The organism is Flavivirga spongiicola, from assembly GCF_030540825.1.
Classification (GTDB): Bacteria; Bacteroidota; Bacteroidia; order Flavobacteriales; family Flavobacteriaceae; genus Flavivirga; species Flavivirga spongiicola.
Genome location: NZ_JAUOEO010000003.1, coordinates 1 through 19,220 on the forward strand (window position 1 = coordinate 1; position 19,220 = coordinate 19,220).

11 protein-coding genes and 3 pseudogenes are annotated in these 19,220 nt (G+C 33.1%); 5 read left to right on the plus strand and 9 right to left on the minus strand.

All coding sequences use genetic code 11. The annotated features are described in order from the left end of the window. Complete coding sequence (locus tag Q4Q47_RS23530; RefSeq protein WP_303308750.1) at window positions 1-1,524, plus strand: sulfatase family protein; 1,524 nt, start codon at window positions 1-3, stop codon at window positions 1,522-1,524. An 817-nt stretch (window positions 1,525-2,341) separates the two neighbouring features. On the opposite strand, the gene Q4Q47_RS23535 is transcribed toward Q4Q47_RS23530, so the two are convergent. Both Q4Q47_RS23535 and Q4Q47_RS23540 read right to left on the minus strand, forming a co-directional pair. After that, complete coding sequence (locus tag Q4Q47_RS23535; RefSeq protein WP_303308749.1) at window positions 2,342-3,196, minus strand: hypothetical protein; 855 nt, start codon at window positions 3,194-3,196, stop codon at window positions 2,342-2,344. 14 nt (window positions 3,197-3,210) lie between these two features. Then, window positions 3,211-4,272, minus strand: a pseudogene (locus Q4Q47_RS23540) (hypothetical protein); the annotation flags it as partial. Window positions 4,273-4,578: 306 nt separating this feature from the next. Here Q4Q47_RS23540 and Q4Q47_RS23545 point away from each other — a divergent pair. Continuing rightward, complete coding sequence (locus Q4Q47_RS23545; protein WP_303308754.1) at window positions 4,579-5,358, plus strand: toxin-antitoxin system YwqK family antitoxin; 780 nt, start codon at window positions 4,579-4,581, stop codon at window positions 5,356-5,358. Between the two features lie 53 nt (window positions 5,359-5,411). Here the strand turns inward: Q4Q47_RS23545 and Q4Q47_RS23550 are convergent, their stop codons facing one another. From Q4Q47_RS23550 to Q4Q47_RS23905, 6 genes and pseudogenes are all read right to left on the minus strand, one after another. After that, window positions 5,412-6,242, minus strand: coding sequence for a type II toxin-antitoxin system RatA family toxin (locus tag Q4Q47_RS23550; RefSeq protein WP_303308755.1), 831 nt, complete (start codon window positions 6,240-6,242; stop codon window positions 5,412-5,414). A 64-nt stretch (window positions 6,243-6,306) separates the two neighbouring features. Beyond that, complete coding sequence (locus tag Q4Q47_RS23555) at window positions 6,307-6,885, minus strand: Crp/Fnr family transcriptional regulator (protein WP_303308756.1); 579 nt, start codon at window positions 6,883-6,885, stop codon at window positions 6,307-6,309. 52 nt (window positions 6,886-6,937) lie between these two features. Then, window positions 6,938-7,234 carry a hypothetical protein gene (locus tag Q4Q47_RS23560; protein WP_303308757.1) on the minus strand — a complete coding sequence of 99 codons (297 nt, stop codon included), beginning with the start codon at window positions 7,232-7,234 and terminating at the stop codon, window positions 6,938-6,940. 28 nt (window positions 7,235-7,262) lie between these two features. After that, the gene (gene cydB, locus Q4Q47_RS23565; protein WP_303308758.1) at window positions 7,263-8,336 is read right to left on the minus strand and encodes a cytochrome d ubiquinol oxidase subunit II; all 1,074 of its coding nucleotides are present in this window, start codon (window positions 8,334-8,336) and stop codon (window positions 7,263-7,265) included. Window positions 8,337-8,339: 3 nt separating this feature from the next. Then, a pseudogene (locus Q4Q47_RS23570) lies at window positions 8,340-9,079 on the minus strand (cytochrome ubiquinol oxidase subunit I). Then, window positions 9,072-9,667: pseudogene (locus Q4Q47_RS23905) on the minus strand (cytochrome ubiquinol oxidase subunit I). Before Q4Q47_RS23905 ends, Q4Q47_RS23570 begins: the two co-directional pseudogenes overlap by 8 nt. Window positions 9,668-10,073: 406 nt before the next feature. On the opposite strand from Q4Q47_RS23905, the gene Q4Q47_RS23575 reads away from it, so the two are divergent. Together Q4Q47_RS23575 and Q4Q47_RS23580 are read left to right on the plus strand one after the other, a co-directional pair. Beyond that, complete coding sequence (locus Q4Q47_RS23575; protein WP_303309188.1) at window positions 10,074-16,316, plus strand: RHS repeat protein; 6,243 nt, start codon at window positions 10,074-10,076, stop codon at window positions 16,314-16,316. A 10-nt stretch (window positions 16,317-16,326) separates the two neighbouring features. Continuing rightward, on the plus strand, window positions 16,327-16,695 hold the full coding sequence (locus tag Q4Q47_RS23580; RefSeq protein WP_303308753.1) for a hypothetical protein: 369 nt from the start codon (window positions 16,327-16,329) through the stop codon (window positions 16,693-16,695). Window positions 16,696-16,822: 127 nt separating this feature from the next. Here the strand turns inward: Q4Q47_RS23580 and Q4Q47_RS23585 are convergent, their stop codons facing one another. Continuing rightward, window positions 16,823-17,134 carry a helix-turn-helix domain-containing protein gene (locus Q4Q47_RS23585; protein WP_303308752.1) on the minus strand — a complete coding sequence of 104 codons (312 nt, stop codon included), beginning with the start codon at window positions 17,132-17,134 and terminating at the stop codon, window positions 16,823-16,825. A gap of 689 nt (window positions 17,135-17,823) precedes the next feature. On the opposite strand from Q4Q47_RS23585, the gene Q4Q47_RS23590 reads away from it, so the two are divergent. After that, window positions 17,824-18,870, plus strand: a complete 1,047-nt coding sequence (locus Q4Q47_RS23590) for a tyrosine-type recombinase/integrase (RefSeq protein WP_303308751.1) — start codon at window positions 17,824-17,826, stop codon at window positions 18,868-18,870. Window positions 18,871-19,220: the final 350 nt, after the last annotated feature.

Below are 19,220 nucleotides of genomic sequence, written 5' to 3' on the forward strand. Positions count from 1 at the left end.
ATGAAATACATCAAAATTATCTTGTTTTTTTGCCTAATCATAGTAAGCTCTTGCAAGTCTAAGGAGCAAAAAAATGAAGACATAAACATTGAAGATAAAAAGCCAAATATTATAGTTATTTATGCTGATGATCTGGGCTATGGAGATGTAAGTAGTTATGGTGCTACAGAACTAATCACACCCAATTTTGATCGTATTGCCAACGAAGGGCTTCGTTTTACAAATGGTTATGCAAGCTCTCCAACTTGTACACCAAGTAGATATGCTATGCTTTCTGGAACGTATCCTTTTAGAAGTACTCGAGCTAAAGTTTTAGCAGGTAATGCGCCGTTACTTTTCGAATTAGGAAAACAAACTTTACCGTCTATGCTACATAACGCAGGATACTTTACTGGAGTTATTGGAAAATGGCATTTGGGGCTTGGAGGCGAAGATATGGATTGGAATAAAAAAATTACTCCTGGGCCTCTGGAAATAGGGTTTGACTATTCGTATGTCATGGCATCTACCAATGATAGGGTTCCCTCTGTATATGTAAAGAATCATAATATTGTAGGTTTAGATCTTAATGATCCCATAGAAGTAAATTATCGTTCTAATTTTGATGGAGAACCAACTGGGAAAGAACATCCGGAACTTCTTAAAATACATCCTAGCCATGGGCACAATCAAAGTATTCACAATGGCATATCAAGAATTGGATACCAACGTGGTGGAAAATCAGCATTATTTATTGATGAAAATATGAGTGATGATTTCTTAAAAGAATCTATAAAGTTTGTGAATACACATAAGGATGAACCTTTCTTTTTATTTTATAGTTTACATCAACCTCATGTACCAAGAGTTCCACATCCGCGTTTTTCTGGAAAATCTGGTTTGGGAGCCCGCGGAGATGTTATTTTAGAAGCGGATTGGGCTGTAGGCCAATTTTTAGATGAATTAGATAAACTAGGTTTGGCCGAAAATACCATAGTCATATTTTCAAGTGATAATGGTCCTGTATTGGATGATGGCTATCACGATGAAGCAGTCACTAAAATAGGAAATCACACACCAAAAGGAGGTCTTAGGGGTGGAAAATATAGTTTGTTTGATGCTGGTACTCATGTACCATTTATGGTAAGATGGCCTGCTAAAATAACACCTGGTACTTCTGATGCACTGGTATGCCAAATTGATTTAATAGCTTCTTTTTCTGCATTAACAAAACAAGTAAATACGACGCCAGATAGTGAAAACATTTTAGATGCCTTAATTGGAAAATCGAATGTTGGTAGAGAAAGTTTGGTTTTAGGTCAAAGTAACATAACCTCGTATCGCAAAGGAGATTATGTACTTATTCCTCCTCATAAAGGTAGCGCTGTATATAAATGGGTAGATATTGAAACTGGACGTGATACACTAATGCAGCTATACAATCTAAAAGAAGATAAAAGCCAGCAACATAATTTGGCCAGTCAATATCCTGAAATAGTTGAAAAAATGACACAAGAAATAGAATCTATAAGAAATAAAAAATGAGTTTTTAACTTATGGTATATATTCTTTTTACTTCCTCTTACCAATATATTTACAGCCACTAGCTACAAGCTAGCGGTAGCTGGAACTTGTATCAACCTTAACAACAAAATTTAACTATTGTTAAATAAAAAATATAATTATAAGTAAATTACAAATTAAGAAGCTACTCTATTTCTAAAGTAGCTTCTTAACTTATTTCCTTACTCTTGACTGGCTAATCTTTACCGCCACTAGTTTTTAAACTAGCGGTAGCGGGGGACTTTTTAACTTATGATATGTAATATTAAGTTTATTCTTTTTACTTACTCTTACCAATATATTTACAGCCACTAGCTACAAGCTAGCGGTAGCTGGAGCTTGTATCAACCTTAACAGCAAAATTTAACTATTGTTAAATAAAAAATATAATTATAAGTAAAATTATAAATTAAGAAGCTACTCTATTTCTAAAGTAGCTTCTTAATTTATTTTCTTACTCTTGACTGGCTAATCTTTACCGCCACTAGTTTTTAAACTAGCGGTAGCGGGGGTTTCTGTAGATTACCTTATTGGCAAAACCAATTTACTCCTTGATAAAGATGCTGTTGATAGATTGGTTAAGATTTCTGAACTCAATGACGAGAACAAAAGCTTTATCCTTAATATGATTGATATGGCTCTACGTGATTTTAAAACTAAAAAATCTTACGCCTCTTAAATGTAAAAAGCCTCTGCATCTCTGTAAAAGCTTTTTCTTTTTATTTTATTACTCTTGCTGCCAATCTTTGACGCCACAAGTTAAAAACTTGCGGTAGCGCATACTAGGGAACAGCGGGGGCTACCATATTTTACCTCCTGTTCGATTTAAGCCTTTTATTAAAGATGTTTTATTTCCATCTTCTACTTGAACTATTTTATTATGAATACTTAAAAGCTTTAACCCTTTTAAAGAATCAATAAATTTAAAAGAATCAATTTTCTTGACCCCTAATTGTAAATATTCAATATGTGGAACATTTAACAAAAAATCGTTGACATAATATAATTTTGGGCAAGAATCAATATATATTTCCCTTAAATTTATTAGTTTTTTAGTAATTCCTTCTAAACTTAAAATATTCCTATTGTGAAATAAATTTAAGCTTTCTAAGTTCACAAAATTAGACAAACCTATTAATGACTCAATTTTAGCACCTCTAAGCATTAAATATCTTAAGTGTATATTCTTTGAAAAAATAGAAACATCTTTTTCTTTAAATTTATTTGTAATAGCTATTACCTCTAAAGTATCAATATTTGTTAATGTCTTATATGAAAAGTTATTAATTTCTCCCGCTAAACTTCTTAAGTTAGTAAAATTGCTATAATCAATTTTCTTATTTGTTGAACTTATTTTTTCAAGATGCTTTAAACTATATAACCCTTTTATATCTTTAACATGTTTACTTAAAATATTTACAGCTTTTATAGACTTTAAATCATAGTTATTCAAAAAATCTATATTATTTAACTCATACTCATCGGTAAAAGTTATTGTATTAAAATCAGTATCGCTTAATAATTCATTTACATTTTCTTCAATGAAATTGGAATTTACAAAAACAGTATTAGCTATAAATAATTCATTATTTAATTTCGTTAATGACTTACGAAATTTTGTGTTATCCCTTATCTGAATTTCACCTTTGGTCATACTCTTTATATATTTTAATTTGTTCCTGGTGCATTTATTATATTTAAAAGATTTTCAATACCATCAGCTTCTTGTATAAACCTTCTTTCCATTGCGTTTATACTAAAATCTATACTGGAATCGAATTCAAAAAACTCTACTTTATCTAATGTTCTTCCTGGTGCTTTTGGTCCTCTTTTTGATGTTCCTTCGACTAATTCAACTAAAGACCTTTTCGTTCTTTGTGCAAATCCGTTAACCCCTGCAGCTTGTCCTATATATACTGAACCATCTGTCATAGTAAATCTATAAATACCTTTTGCTTTTTGTAAAGCGTTTTGAATAGATCCTCTAACAAGAAGTTCTGCTTTTGTCATTGTTTTAGTAGCTGTTTGCGTAACTGTCTGTGTTGCAGTTTGTCTTGCAACATCATCAACAACAGAAATTGGAGGAGCCAAATCAGCCAAAGGAAGCTTAGGCGGGGTAATCCTTTTAATACTCTTAAGTAAGCCCGTTCCTTTAGCTCCTATTGCGTAATCAAGTGCTGCGAAAGTAGCATTACCCTGTTTTCTTCCACCGTCTTCATCAAGGAAATCCTTTATTTGTCCAGCAGGTTGTAAACTCTGAGAAACCTCTGTCAAACCAATAGCCATGGCTTTAAGAGAACCTCCCGGGTTATCTTTTATGGCTTTTACTGTTTTTGTGTCTAAAAGATACCCTCCCGTTACTTGGTCTATTGGACTAGCTTTTGCATACGTAGTGATAATATCACTAGCGAAATCGACCGTACTTTCAACATTATCCAGAAGAGCCGTTCCGTAATCTGTCCACCATTTCTTCTTCCAAATTTCCCTACCTTCTAACTCTGTAGCATCTATTACTCTATTCTCACTAAAAACATAAGGCGAATTATGTGGGAAATGAAACGCTAACGGGTCTAAAGATAAAAACCGTCCAACCCTTGGGTCGTGCATCCTAAACTTATAGTTCAAAGAACTTCCCGGAGAGCCTTTAACCTCATTGTCCATCTCCTGTCCCTGGAAGCCATACCTGTAGTCGCCATCGCCCTGGTGGTTGCGGTTGGGCAGTATCATACCAAAAGGATAGTAATCAAAAACTCGAAAACATTAGTATTTATAAGAACGTATCCGTTTTTTAATTATTAAAAAACGAGCATTTTTAAGCGATTTCTGATTATTTTTTAATGGAAAACGCAGAAAACTACAGCATAAATGTATTAATTAAAATAATGAAAAATAAACTTTAATGGTTTTAATTTTTCTCTGGTTAACCATTAACTGATGGTACAGGATAATAATAAAAAACCATCACTTTAATAAGGCAAAACCCTAGCTGTATTTTTTAAGTTACTTATACTTTAGCTATTTAAGTATTTATAACTGATGAAAAGAATAATAGGCATTATAATATGTTCTACGTTGTGTTTTGCTTTTTCTGCCGATGTGCAGAGAAAAGTAATTAGAGATAACGGTTTTGATATAGAATGCTATGTAGCATTGGAAAAACAAACCAATTTTAATAAAAATAAAACATACTATTGGTTTAAATCTGGCCAAATACATCAATCGATGTCAACTTCAGGTGGACTTGTGTTGCATAAGGAGTATTCTAAATACTATAAATCTAAACAGTTGGCAGAACAAGGTACTTTTAGTTTTGGTTTAAAGATTGGAGACTGGAAAACATGGCATACAAATGGAAAATTAAAGACTCATGGAGCTTGGGTAAACGGATATAAAAATGGCCGCTTTAAAGCTTATGATTCGCTTGGGAATTTAATGGTTAAAGGTGATTATAAAAATAACCTAAAAGCAGGTTATTGGATTGATTTTACAAAAAAAGACACCACTTATCATAAAAACAATTTTGAATTTAAAGAAAGACCTAAAAACCTTGTAGAACGCATACTTAGAAAACGAGATTCTCTGGAAAAAATTCAAATTAAAGTAGACAGACTAACAAAAAGAAAGAATGACTCTATAAATAGAGTGAAATTAAAATTAAAAAGGTTAAACAAAAAACGAAGCGACTCTATTAAAAGAAGGCAAGCCAAATTAAAGAGACTAGAGCAAAAGAAAATGGATTCTATAAATAAGAGTAAGGGCAAGCCGTCTTCTAAAAAGAACTTTTTTAATAAGTTATTTAAAGCAAAGAACAAATAAAATTTTGATACCATTCTAAGCCATGTCTTTAGGTGCTCTATCCCAGAAACGTATTATTTAACCTCTAAGATGTTTTCCCAATTGTCAAGTAATTCATCACAGATTTTATTAAACTTTTTTTTCATAAAAGGATGGATTAAAACATTGTAAATTTTCTGTTTATATATGAAATCAAATTGCATAATAATTTTGGTTTCATGTTCAGATACGGCTTGAACTTTCCATGTACCTTTTAGAGATTTTAAAGGATAAGGATAATCTTCAGCATCCGTATTAACCTGAAATGTATATTGTTCACCTGCTTCCCATAGAATGGCTACTTCTGTCCAGCTATTCGTTTTATGTGAACAACTTCTAATCATGCCTTTGTCTTCACCAGATATAATCGTTACACTATCAATATTAGGAGCAACCTTATGATAGTTTGAAACATCTGAAATAACCTTCCAGGTATTTTCTTTTGTGGCATTTATTATTCTTTCATATGTTAAGTGCTTTAGACCTTTGTTATTTAAAGTGTCAACCTGAGCAAGCCCAATAGTTTGCCCAATACCAAAAAAGAGAACAAGAAACATGACAATGGTTATTATCTGATAACCAATAACTGAAATATTGAATGGTTTTATAATTACAATGGCCAAACTAGCTAATACCCATATGAAATCCTGAACAATAATATAAAATACGGCATGAGGTTTTGGATTTCTTATTTCAATGCCTATAGAATACGAAAAATAGAGAAGACCTAATCCGATGATCCAAAAAACGGTTGGGGTTTGCTTACCAAACCAGGTAGCAATGGTATTAAAGAATAAAATAAGAGAAATGCCTGTTGCGAATGAAAAAATAGCGTTACATAGCAATGTAATTTGTAAAAAGCTCATAATGTGTTGTATTTTGTGTTTCTACAAATGTCTTACGACTTACATTATTCTCTCTTGACAAATGTCAAGAATTTGACTGAGCTAATTTATTTCTTAATCTGCTTAATGATTCTGGTGTGATTCCGAGCATAGAGGCAATATGTTGAAGCGGAACATGATTAAAAAGCGCCGGTTCTTCTTTGAGTAAAGTTTCAAATCTTTGCTGTGCTGTTGTATGTAATTGGGCAAACATACTGCGCTCCAATAAAGCAAAAGAATGTGCAAGTAATACGTTGTCAAACTCTAACCATTTAGGCTGTTCCTTGCAAAGTTTAAAATGATTTTCCCTACTAATAACGTAAAGTGTACAATCAGTTAATGCTTGTATATTCCAATAATTTTCTGATTCGAAAATAAAACTGGAAAGTGACGTTATAAACTTTCCATTACTACCAATCCAAAAGGTAATTTCTTTTCCTTCGGCGATATCATACATTCTTAAGTATCCCGATTCGATAAATGCCATTTTCCTGCAAATTTTTCCCGATTCTGAAAAAAATGCCCCCTTCTTTATTTTTATAATTTCAAAATAAGAAATTATGGAATCTAAAGAATCATTATCAATATTAATTTTATCTGAAATACAACATCTTAGTGGTTCCATTTTTTCTAATTATAACGATTGTAATCCAAAGGGATTGTTTTTTTATTAAAACTTAATGATTCATCTTGGTTTTTATTTTCCGGATTAAAACCACAGCAATAGCACCACCAATAAAAGACACGAAAAGATTTAGAGCAAACAAACCAATATGAACATCTCCAAATTGAATGATTGATTTGGGATCAAAGCCTAGACTACCTAAAGATTTAAGTAAAAAAATACTGCCAAAAACACCGGCGATGGTATTACCAATAATTCCTAATGAATATATCTTAAAAATATACCCTGTAATATTTGCTCCGATAATTCCAACCAAAATGCTTATTAGAGAAATTAAAGTATCTGTCATAGACGTATGTATTACACTTAAATTGGTATTAATGACCATAATCCATGTTATCAATTTTTCCTCCCATGAGCCTTTTCTGAATAATCATATATACAAATAGAAGAATAAAACCAATAATACCCCAATTAAGAGCCACGGATAATCCATACTCTGGTGCAGCGGTATTGTAAATAGTTAATGATTCATTTAACGCGTTATTAGAAGGTAACATGGCTGGAAATATGGAGGCCAAAGACGAAGCGATACCTCCAAGTATTAGCAATGTAGAGAAAACAAAACCATAGATGTCTTTTTTTAACTTTTTAATAAAAAATAATCCAATTAATCCAGAGATATAAATGATAGGAAATACGATTAGAAAAGGAGTTTCAATAAAATTGTCTAAAGAATTTGGATTGATTATTTGCCAGACGATTAAAGAAAAGACCGTTAATACAGATAGGGCTATATTTAATCTAAAGATGACTGTTTTAAGCTGGTTATTTATAGATGCGTTTGTTTTTAAAATAATCCAATTGGCACCGTGGATAGCTAAAGTAACCAGTGTAATTAAACCAATAATGATTGTAAACCAATCTATCACACCGGGAGATTCGTTCAAAGGACTAAAGTTAGAACTCCATAAAGGTAGGAAAAAGTAATGCCCTTCATATGTAGATACTCCGTTCTCGACACCTCCTAAATTAACACCTCTTACTATGTTACCCAAAGCAATACCAAAAAACAATGCTAATAGGAAACTTGAAACGCCAAAAGCTTTATCCCAAATATCTTTCCACATTTGATAATCAAACTGACCTCTAAACTCTAATCCAATGGCTCTGAATATAATTAACCATAAAACAATCATTAACGGCAGATAGAAACCACTAAAAACAGAAGCGTAGAATGTTGGAAAAGCCATAAAAAGCATACCTCCGGCAGCAACCAACCAAACTTCATTAGAATCCCAGAATAATCCGGCAGATTTAGTAATAACTTCTTTATCTTTTTCTGTTTTGGCATAAAATAAATGAATGATTCCTGCTCCAAAATCATAACCATCTAATACAAAAAATACAACCAATACAACTGCTATGATGATAAACCAAAATATTTCCATAATTTAATGTGTTTGAGGTTTAGGACCCTGATGAATCGTTTTACCTACCAATATTAAAAATAATAAGCCGAGTAGTAGATATATGGCTACAAAGCCTAATAGTGTAAATAAAGTGTTTCCTGAAGAAACTGTGGGGGAGATGCCTTCACTCGTTTTTAGCAAGCCATAAACTAAATAGGGCTGTCTGCCTAACTCGGCAACATACCAGCCTGTTATATTGGCGATATACGGAAATGGTACCAAAAACATGATAAACCAAAGTAAAGGCTTCATATTGAATAGTTTTCTCCGCCATAAAAAGAATACTGCCGACCCCATGATACCAATAAAAATAGTACCTAAGCCTACCATAATATGATACGAATAATAAAGTGCCGGGATATTGTCGGGTAGTTCTTCTTGTTTAAATTGGTCCATTCCGGGAATTTGCTTGTCCCATTTTTGGTAGGTTAAAAAACTTAATATGTTTGGTACGGCAATCTTATTATCTAATTTTTTCTCAACCATATTGGGTTGACCGATTAGAACAATTTCGGCTCCCGCTTCCTCGGTTTCAAAAATACCTTCCATGGCAGCAAATGATGCGGGTTGATATTTTGCCACATTTTAGCATTCCAATCTCCTGTGGGAAAAGCTAAAAGAATACTTGATACCAATCCAAATACAACACCTGTTTTTAAAAGTAGTTTACCGTATTCTAAATTTTTGTTTCTTAGTATATAAAAAGCTCCTATACTAGCCACAACAAAAGAAGAGGTGGACAACAGAAGCAAACTGATTATGTAAAAAAGCAGGAAGTAGCCAGGGATTGCTGAAAAGAGAAGAAAAATTTTCTAAAACAAAATTTGCCGTTATCCAATATTCATAGCCTACAGGATGTTGCATCCAGGCATTAGTTCGCTAATATAAACCAACCACTTCCCCAAGAGCCCAGAAAAACTAAAAAACCGTCAAAAAGTGTAATTTTTGACCCATTAGTTCTCTCCGAAAATAAAAAGGCTAAAAAGAAGACTCTAAGAAGAAGGAAAACATGCCTTCCATGGCTAAAGTTTGACCAATAATACTGCCTGTAAGTTCCGAGAACTTGCCCAATTAGTACCGAATTGAAATTCCATAGGAATCCCGGTAATAACCCCCATAGTGAAATTAATAGCAAATATCTTCATTAAGAATTTTGCTATATCATTATATTTTTCAATTTTTTTTATTAAATATTTCCCCTTGAAATAGACTATTATTAATGATAAGCCCATAGTTAACTGTGGAAATATGTAATGGAATGTGATAGTAAATGCAAATTGCAGCCTATCATAAAAAATCATATCCTCCATGCTATTTGTTTTTAAGAAAGTGAACGGCTTTGAATATGAAAAGTAGTGCGGAAAGAAGTATTAATTTTAGGACTTTAGCACAAGCAAACTTTTAGAATTTATAGTGTAAAATTTACACTATAAGATAAGGAAATTTAAAAATTCTAGCACTGTAAATAATCCAGTTGAGCCTGGACAGTACCTTGGAGGCGGTAATACTTATGATGAAACAGGAACCTGTAATAAAGAATCCTATTTTAATAAAGCCATAGTAAAGCTTCTTAATAGTCTTATAGATACTAACCAGATCAATAGTTCTGATATTAATATTACTGGTTTAGATGCTTATGTTAATGGCTATTTACCGGAGTTTTTTGAGAGTGATCAAATAATAGCATGGAGTGCTATAGGTAACAATACTTATACATTGGCTATTGATGGGGTAGATCATTTCTTAATGAGTTTAGATGCGCCGTTACCAACTACTGGTACGATTACTAATGTTAGTTTTGATTACACCTATAATAATGAAGGAAATACTATAGTGGGTCAAACTGTAAAAGTAACTTGGTTAACAGCTGCCAATCAAAAACTGAGTACTATAGGAACGGTACAGGCTACAGAAGAAACATTGCTTAATTTTTTATGTTGTGGGGATATTAATGATTATTATGGAGAAGAGTTTATTAATACGTCAACCTGTAGTTTAAGAGCGGATTTAGAAGATACTTTTGAAGACCATTTAATTTCAATTTTTAACGATGCTTTTCAAAAGTATGATTTAATTAATGGAGGTGGAGGTGTAAGCAACCTTGTGTCTATGAGCTCATTAAATACAAATTCTTTTTTAAACGATAATAATATTAGAGTTGAAGAAAGAATGAGAGTTACTTCCCAAGTGTTTAGAGATTTAGATGGTAGTCATATTAATGTTAAAAGAGGTGTTGCAAGTTGCTATTTGGAAACAGCAGGGGTGTCTAAAACTCTTTCTGTTGAAATAGGAGATCATAGAACCCCAGAAGGTAAAGGTTCTGTAACGATTCAAATTCAGGGAGGTAATACTCCTACTAGTATTAACCTTGATGATATTGCTATAATAGAAAACATAGATCTTGTAGGAGAAAGGGGGCGTTCTATAGAAATAACATATAGAAATCATGAAAATCAAAGGGAAGTAAAAGCGGCTATATTATACTTAAGTTCAGACGGTCCTTATGGTTGTGTAAGTACTGATCCATATCCTTGTGGGGCAGGTTTTGTTATTTGTCCTTTGTTTAATGTGAGTTTGCCAGGAGATCCACATATTACGGAATGTCTTTCTTCAAATACTGAAGATGAAGAAATACAATTTGAAGCCGTAATGAAGAATTTGTTCAATGAAATTTTAGAATATCGAACAGTCAATCAGGTAAATGATTCCGTGCCATTTCGTATAGATGGATTTCCAGCATATGTTTCTTTAAAAAATCAGTTTGCCCCTTTAAAAGACAGATGGGTTTCATTTGGAGCTACTCAAGATTTTTCTGAGGATGAAGTATATGCAGTAATTTTGAATACTACATTTAAGTATTATATTCAGATACAGTTTTCTTCTTCACCAGAGTTAGGAACTCCAAATCCAAAAAATAGTATTCAACTTGTTGTTAGTAATCCATTTGATTGGTATGAAATGACTGAGTTTGAAATTGCAGAGAATAACATTTTAGTTGAAAGAACTTTTTTTAGCTACATAGACCCAAATACAGGCGTTGAAGAAACAAGAATGGGTCAATTGGAATTTTACGGTACCAACGAGTTCGATATATGCCCTTTTTTAGCTTATGGCGTCAATGCTAATTTTACAGAAGCAGCAACAGTCACTACCCCAAAATTCAAGCCCGTATTCGTTTTACGTAAAATGATTACAGCTCCAGGTGGAGCCCATAAATATTTTTATAAAGATTTAGAGTTTATACCCAACGGATTTAGTGCATCTATTGACGAACTCATTAATTTAGAAGTTGATATTAATTTTAGTAATTATTCAGAGAATCCGGAAGATTATAATAGCGCCGAAATCATATTGAATGGAAAATCATATAAACTATCTAATAACGGTTTAACATTTAATGTTATTGATTCCGAACAGGTAGGGTATCGACGCCCTCCAATAAATAGGCTTTCATGGGATTATCAGGGAACTTGGGGAGCTACTTTCGATATTTTTAACTTTTCATATAACCTTAATGGAGAAGAGCGTGTTTATCATTTAAATGAGGGCAGTAAAAATGCTGTTTCAACAAATGGGAAAAAAATCAAAATCGTTGATGATAGTATTTGGTTTACCGACCCTATTTTTGGTACAGGTTTGAGATTTGAGAACAATGCGGATTTGTCCTGGTATGATGATGTACCTTTTATATATGAAGAAGGAGTAGATTTAACATATAAGGCTAGCTTTAAAATTCAAGATGTACTGCCCATTACTGACGGGAATGGGTATGGCTTTATTACTCAAATAGATCATGAAGATCCTCTTAATACGGAAAACTTATACCAGCTTGAAATTTATGCTACAAATGGAGATAATGTCATACCCGAAAATTGTAGTGAAGGAGATAAAGTATGTGTTGCTCAACCCGTAGAACCTGTTAGCTGTACCGATAAATTTGCGGCATTTACAGCAGCTATCAATGGAGTGAGTGATACCGAACAACAAGGGATGGCAGAAGAAGACTTCTGTAATAACCAATACGCTTATATCACAGATGATTATATCTATTACCTAACCAAGTTAGGAGTCGCCAATGCAGATCAATCCATACATTACATAACCATTGCAGAATTTGGTGCGACCGAGTTTGGTTATGGCTATGAAGACCCAGACCTTAATATCGATGGTATGAAAGGTATTATAGATGCTTACGCTGCGCATGTTACGACTATGGATGCAGCAGGAACCTCGGACGATATTAAGACCTGGGCGCAATTTACATCCGATCAATTATATTTATTAACAGCAGCAGGCACTACTTGTATAAGTCTTCCTGCGCCATTACCAATAACAACAAAGGGGTATCAACCACCCACCTTCCCAGAAGACCCACCTTGTGTAGAATTTGCAAAAGCTATTTATAACAGTTACAGAGACGATGCCTATGAAGCTCTTTTAGATAAAGAACGTGAAGATTTTATAAATGCCTACCTTAAAAATGCCGTAGAAAATGCCGTAGAAAATTTTAGTATGAAGTATCATGATAAAGAATACCAATACACCCTATACTATTACGATCAGGCAGGCAACCTATCGCAAACCGTACCCCCAGAAGGCGTTAACAGATTTACAAATGCCGAGTTAATCGCTCAGGATACAAATGGAGCAGCACTTAACGATAGAATCAATATTCATAGAAAGAATAACGAAACTGATGAAAACACGACGTTACTCCCACCACACGATTATAAAACGCAATATGCCTATAATTCGTTAAACCAACTCGTATGGCAGTTTACACCAGATGGCGGAGAAACACGATTTGCGTATGATGCTTTGGGGCGTATTGTAGCTTCACAAAATGCCAAACAATTAGTAAATAATACTTTTAGCTATACCGTTTATGATGCATTAGGACGTATCGCAGAAGCAGGAGAGTTGGTACCAAATAAAGCCATAGCTATTAATCAAACCACGGGTAAACTTATAGAGACAGCAACTGGAGATCCCATATTTACAGATGGCTTTTCAGATGATAATTCGGTGATTCTGTTTCCAAAGAATGTATCCGATCAACAAAATGAAGTTACCCGTACAAAATACAATATATACATTAGCGACCCTAGTATTGTGTTTAAAACATTAGATGCAAATAGCTTAACGACCACTTCTAGAAACAGGGTGACCGAAGTGTATTATTTCGATACCGTAACAGCTCCAACCACATCTATTGATTTTGATAACGCCATGTATTACAATTACGACATACATGGTAATGTAAAAGAATTGGTGCATCATAACAGGCTGTTAGCTAAATCGTCTATGCCATATTCAGGGCTTAAACGTGTAGAATACGAATACGATTTAATAAGCGGTAATGTAAACAAGGTGTACTATCAAAAAGATAGTCCAGACCAATTTATACACCAGTATACCTACGATGCCGATAATAGAATTACGGCCGTACAAACATCGTCCGATGGTTATATTTGGGAGCAAGATGCCAGTTACGACTATTATGCACACGGCCCACTAGCAAGAACCGAATTGGGTGACAAAAAAGTACAGGGACAAGATTATGCCTATACGATCCAAGGTTGGTTAAAAGGGGTGAATGCCGATGTGTTAAACCCAACAAACGATTTAGGGAAGGATGGTGATACAGACTCTAACATCGCAAAAGATGCCTATGGGTATGCCTTAACTTATAATGATGCCGATTATGAACCAGTAGGGACTATTACTGCGTTTGTAAATAGTGATACGAACGGTGTAAATAATATTAAAAACTTGTACAACGGTAACATCAAGCAAATGGTAACCGATGTTATGGATACCAATGAGACCGCTTTGGGTATCCAGGTAAATCATTATGAATACGATCAGTTAAACCGTATTAAATCTATGCAAGGTTATCATACAGCCGCTACAGTTGGTAATGAAAATTATTATGGTGATTATAAGTATGATAACAATGGTAACCTAAAAACTTTAAATAGAAAAGCCCATACAGGCCAAAGTATGGATCAATTGGGATATGATTATGCAGAAACAAAAACAAACCCATTAACAGGTGAAGAAACAAAAAACAATCAATTAACCCGTTTAGAAGATCAAGTTGGGGATTTAGGTCTTAATGATTTAGGAACTCCTCATAATTATGAATATGACACTATTGGACAACTAATATCAGATTTAGATGATGAAGGAAATGGTATTACCAATATCAATTGGCGTGTAGACGGAAAAGTAGCGAGTATTATCAAAACAGGTGGTACAGAAATACATTTTAGATATGATGGCTTGGGTAATCGAATTGCAAAAACCGTTTTACCTGAAAACGAAACAACTGTTTACACACGTGATGCTCAAGGTAATGTATTGGCAGTTTACGAAACTAACGAAGTCAATATCACTAATATTACAGCCAATAAAACCATAACACTTAAAGAACATCATATTTATGGAAGTTCTAGGTTGGGTATCGAACAGAAGAATATATCTATACCAGAAGATGGAGATACATTAATAATACAAGAAAATCTGGTACTAACAACCGATAATATTACGACAACGGAGTTTTTACAAGCGGCAAATAAAATAGATGTAGCTGGAGGTGTAAATACTTATGTCATTACTGATACAGGCAATGTAACCATGCGAGCAGGTCAGGTAATATTAAAACCTGGATTCTCAACAGTTTCAGGAGCTAATTTCCTAGCAGAAGCCCAAAATATTGACGCTACCTTACCAGAAAATACGTTTGCACGTAAAGTAGGAGATAAGCGCTTTGAACTTAGCAACCACCTAGGGAATGTACTAAGTGTGGTAAGTGATCGAAAATTAGTTGACGACCCACTTAATTTTACTAACTTTACTGCGGACGTTCTTACATATAATGATTACTATCCTTTTGGAATGCTACTACCTAATCGCCATGGGAGCAGTGATAGCTACCGCTATGGCTTCCAAGGTCAGGAGAAAGATGATGAAGTTAAAGGAGAAGGCAATAGCTTGAATTATACTTTTAGGATGCACGATCCACGTGTAGGAAGATTTTTTGCGGTTGACCCTTTAACTAGAGAGTACCCTCATTATACACCTTATAGTTTTAGTGGAAATAAGGTTATTGCTTATGGAGAATTAGAAGGATTGGAAGAATACCATTATACAATATCATTTACAGATATAGGAGAACCAATATTGGAGCTAGTTAGTGTTAATGATTTTGTAAACGTAAATAGTTTTCAAAGTTTTTTACATACTCTAACTTTTGGATTAACCGAAGCTCCACCAGTAAACCCTTTTGAAAGGCATATAGTTCATTCAGGAGAATCTGTAGATTATTTCTTTGATGGTGGTCCATATGGGGCAGGTTTTCATGAAGAAGAAGTTAATTTGAATTATACAAGTAAAGCTGAATTAATTGCGGGGCTAAGTACTATAAAAGAAGATTTGACTAGTAGAAGAAATCTTATAGAAAATTCGGTAAAAGTAGGTCAGGCATTATCAACAGTAGCTTCAGAACAGCAACATTATGGTACAGGAGCTAGAGTTAAAACAAGATCTACTCCAAATAAAAAGAGTATAGTTCCTAATAGTAATACTCATACTTTTAATGGTAAAACATTTAATAAAACTACTAGTCCCATAGTTATACCTAAAAGAGCTACAGTTGTAAATCAAATAAAAACGGGCTATACGCAGGTTAAGTTTAATTGGAAAAGAGGAAAATTCAAATATGAGGCTAGATGGCATACACGAACTCCTGGCGCACCAAATTCTCAGGGAGATACATGGGTAATAACAAGAACAACTCCTGGAAATGCTCAAGGTCAACGAAAATCACAGCACGTTCTTACTGGTAAATACAAGTGGACGCCAATTAAAAAATGGCAAGAAGCAGTGAAGGCTAATCAAAATGGGACGGCAACTGGTGCTCAACAACAATTATTAAAAGATGGTCATCATCAATGATACTAAAAGCATGAAAATTATAGATTTATATAAAGGTTTTGAAAGAGAGCCACTATTGGAAATATCTAGACGGAACGATGAAGGTAAGAGTCTAGTTTTATTTAAAATTTGGATAGGTTTTTTTGATTTTATAATTAATCAAATAAAACCAAATAATGAAGGGATGTGGGAAGGAGTTCCTCTTTACTACCATACAGATACTGGTTGGAATGAAGAATCGGAATGGAAATGTGAAGATATTAGATTGTTTATTCAACAATTGGAAGCTATAGATCTAAATAAACTTGGTGATGATTATAGAAAAGTTTTATTAGAATTAATAATTATGTGTAAAGATTGCTTGAATAACAAAGAAGACCTTTATTTTGTTTATGATTAAGTATCCCCGCTGTTCCCTAGTATGCGCTACCGCAAGTTTTTAACTTGTGGCGTCAAAGATTGGCAGTCAAGACAAGAGAAATAAAAAAAAGAGAAAGCTTTTACAGAGAAGTAAAGGCTTTTTGCACTTAAGAGGCGTACGCTTTTTTAGTTTTAAAATCCCGTAGCGCCATATCAATCATATTTAAGATAAAGGACTTGTTCTCGTCATTAAGTTCAGAAATCTTTACCAGCCTATCAATAGCATCCTTATCAAGAAGTAGATTAGTTTTACCAATCAAATAATCGACAGATACTTCCAGAGCATCCGCAATTTTAGAAACCACATCAATAGAAGGTGTAATATCCCCACGTTCATATCTTCCAATCACATCTCCAGAAGTACCAATTATTTTACCAAGCGCAGACTGCGAAAGCTTTTTCTTTTTGCGAAGTAACATCACATTATCCCCCGCTACCGCTAGTTTAAAAACTAGTGGCGGTAAAGATTAGCCAGTCAAGAGTAAGGAAATAAGTTAAGAAGCTACTTTAGAAATAGAGTAGCTTTTTTTAAGAGTACGCTTTTTTAGCTTTAGTATCTCTAATATAGGCATCAAGAATTTTAAAGAACGCATTTTTATCTTCAATTTCCATATTAATAATAGCTTCCATGTGTTTGGTAATATCTTTATCAAAAAGAACAGTATTGCTATTCCCTGTTATTCCTCATATGCGCTAGCGCTTCGTCTTTGACAAGTGCCGTATCGAGTAAGTAAAACGGAATTAAAAGAATAAGTTAGAAAGCTTTTACAGAAATTTAGGGGCTTTTTTTAAGCAATTGTCCCGTCCTAAAAATAGATTTACAACTTGTTCTTAGTCTTGTTATTGGTTTACAATAATAGGATTTTTACATAACAATCCAGTAGAAAGTGGTTTTGTAACTAATGCTATAGATTGGAAATATTCAAATACAAAAAATTTTCAAGACAATAACACAATTTCAAATATAGATAATATTGTCCTTTTGGGGTAAAAAGTATAAATCATATGCCTATTTTTACTATTCCCAACTATCTATATGCTATGATAAAATCCATTTAAAAACATGTAATTTTATAGGCTATAATGCGTCGTTATAGTATCATCCTTTATGAAAAAAACCACGATACTCTTACCCTTATTTAAACAATTTATCCGTGATAGTGAAACAGGAAAACGTCTTAAAAAAAATGGCGAAAAAATAACAAAGAACACCATAGATAATTACAGGTATGTACATAATAATTTAACTAAATTCTGTGTAGAAACCGATTTTGATTTTCGCATATGCAATGTCTATAAACTAAATACACGAGAGTTTATTTCAGAAAAGAACTACTGGAAAAAGTTCTATAAAAAATATACCGAATTTTTATACAAAAAAGGCTGTCATGATAATTATGTAGGCGCCAATATAAAAATTATACGTGCTTTTTTTAATTATTTAAAAGATGATAAAAATATCCCAACTGGTGACTTTCAAAAGCTATTTTATATTCGTAAAGAAGAAGTAGAAATTTTAGTACTCTCTCCTGAGCAACTAAAATTTTTAATACATGATAAAGATTTTGATCAGTCGCTTACTCCTGCTATAAAACGTACCAAAGATATGTTTGTTTTTGGCTGTACTACTGGTTTACGTATTTCTGATATTAATAGACTCACCAATAAAAATTTTGAAAAACAAAATGATGATTGGTACTTAAAAATAAAGTCACAAAAAACAAAAACCTATAGCTTTATAAAACTACCTAATTACGCAGCAACTATTTACAAACGTTATAAACCCAAATCATCAAAAACACCGATATTTAAAAATATTAGCCTTTTTATTTTTAATAGAAATTTAAAATTAATAGGAGAAAAAGCAGGTTATATACAACCCATACATATGACAAGGGAGCGCTTGGGAAAAGCCAAAAATGTCACTATTAATGGTAAACAAAAACAGATACGTTTTTGTGATAAAATGAGTTCACATATGATGCGAAGAACTGCGATTACTACATTACTCATACTAGGAATGCCAGAGCATTTAGTGCGTAAAATAAGTGGGCATAGTCATGCAAGTAGCTCTTTTAATCGTTATGTGCATTATGCTCAAGCCTATATAGATAAGGAGATTGATAAAATACATAGTAAACTGGATAGCTATTAATTAAATTTGTCATTTCATTTGGTTAAAAGCTTTATTTTCTAACTTTTTTACTACTAGTTTTTAAAACTTGGGGTAGCGAGGAACAAAAATAAAAAGAACATGGTTTGATATCAAATCATTGGAGAACAAACTATTGTTGATACCATTTTAAATTGGTTAACAAACTTGTTACATCGAATCAACCTAAAAGGCGCATCTATGTGAAAGAAATTAAAAAAGAATCATTAATTTTAAACCATAAATGAATCTATTAAAAAATAATCATAAAAGTAATAGAAAATTACTATTTGGTTTTCGTTATCTATTTAATTAAAAGAACAATAATCTAACTAATTAACACACTAGCATCA

Excerpts from the sequence above, each read along its gene's own strand:
- Q4Q47_RS23585 (WP_303308752.1), bottom strand. The coding sequence starts at position 17,134 with ATGTTACTTCGCAAAAAGAAAAAGCTTTCGCAGTCTGCGCTTGGTAAA.
- Q4Q47_RS23555 (WP_303308756.1), bottom strand. The coding sequence starts at position 6,885 with ATGGAACCACTAAGATGTTGTATTTCAGATAAAATTAATATTGATAAT.
- Q4Q47_RS23580 (WP_303308753.1), top strand. The coding sequence starts at position 16,327 with ATGAAAATTATAGATTTATATAAAGGTTTTGAAAGAGAGCCACTATTG.
- Q4Q47_RS23590 (WP_303308751.1), top strand. The coding sequence starts at position 17,824 with ATGAAAAAAACCACGATACTCTTACCCTTATTTAAACAATTTATCCGT.
- Q4Q47_RS23550 (WP_303308755.1), bottom strand. The coding sequence starts at position 6,242 with ATGAGCTTTTTACAAATTACATTGCTATGTAACGCTATTTTTTCATTC.
- Q4Q47_RS23560 (WP_303308757.1), bottom strand. The coding sequence starts at position 7,234 with ATGACAGATACTTTAATTTCTCTAATAAGCATTTTGGTTGGAATTATC.
- cydB (WP_303308758.1), bottom strand. The coding sequence starts at position 8,336 with ATGGAAATATTTTGGTTTATCATCATAGCAGTTGTATTGGTTGTATTT.
- Q4Q47_RS23535 (WP_303308749.1), bottom strand. The coding sequence starts at position 3,196 with ATGACCAAAGGTGAAATTCAGATAAGGGATAACACAAAATTTCGTAAG.
- Q4Q47_RS23545 (WP_303308754.1), top strand. The coding sequence starts at position 4,579 with ATGAAAAGAATAATAGGCATTATAATATGTTCTACGTTGTGTTTTGCT.
- Q4Q47_RS23530 (WP_303308750.1), top strand. The coding sequence starts at position 1 with ATGAAATACATCAAAATTATCTTGTTTTTTTGCCTAATCATAGTAAGC.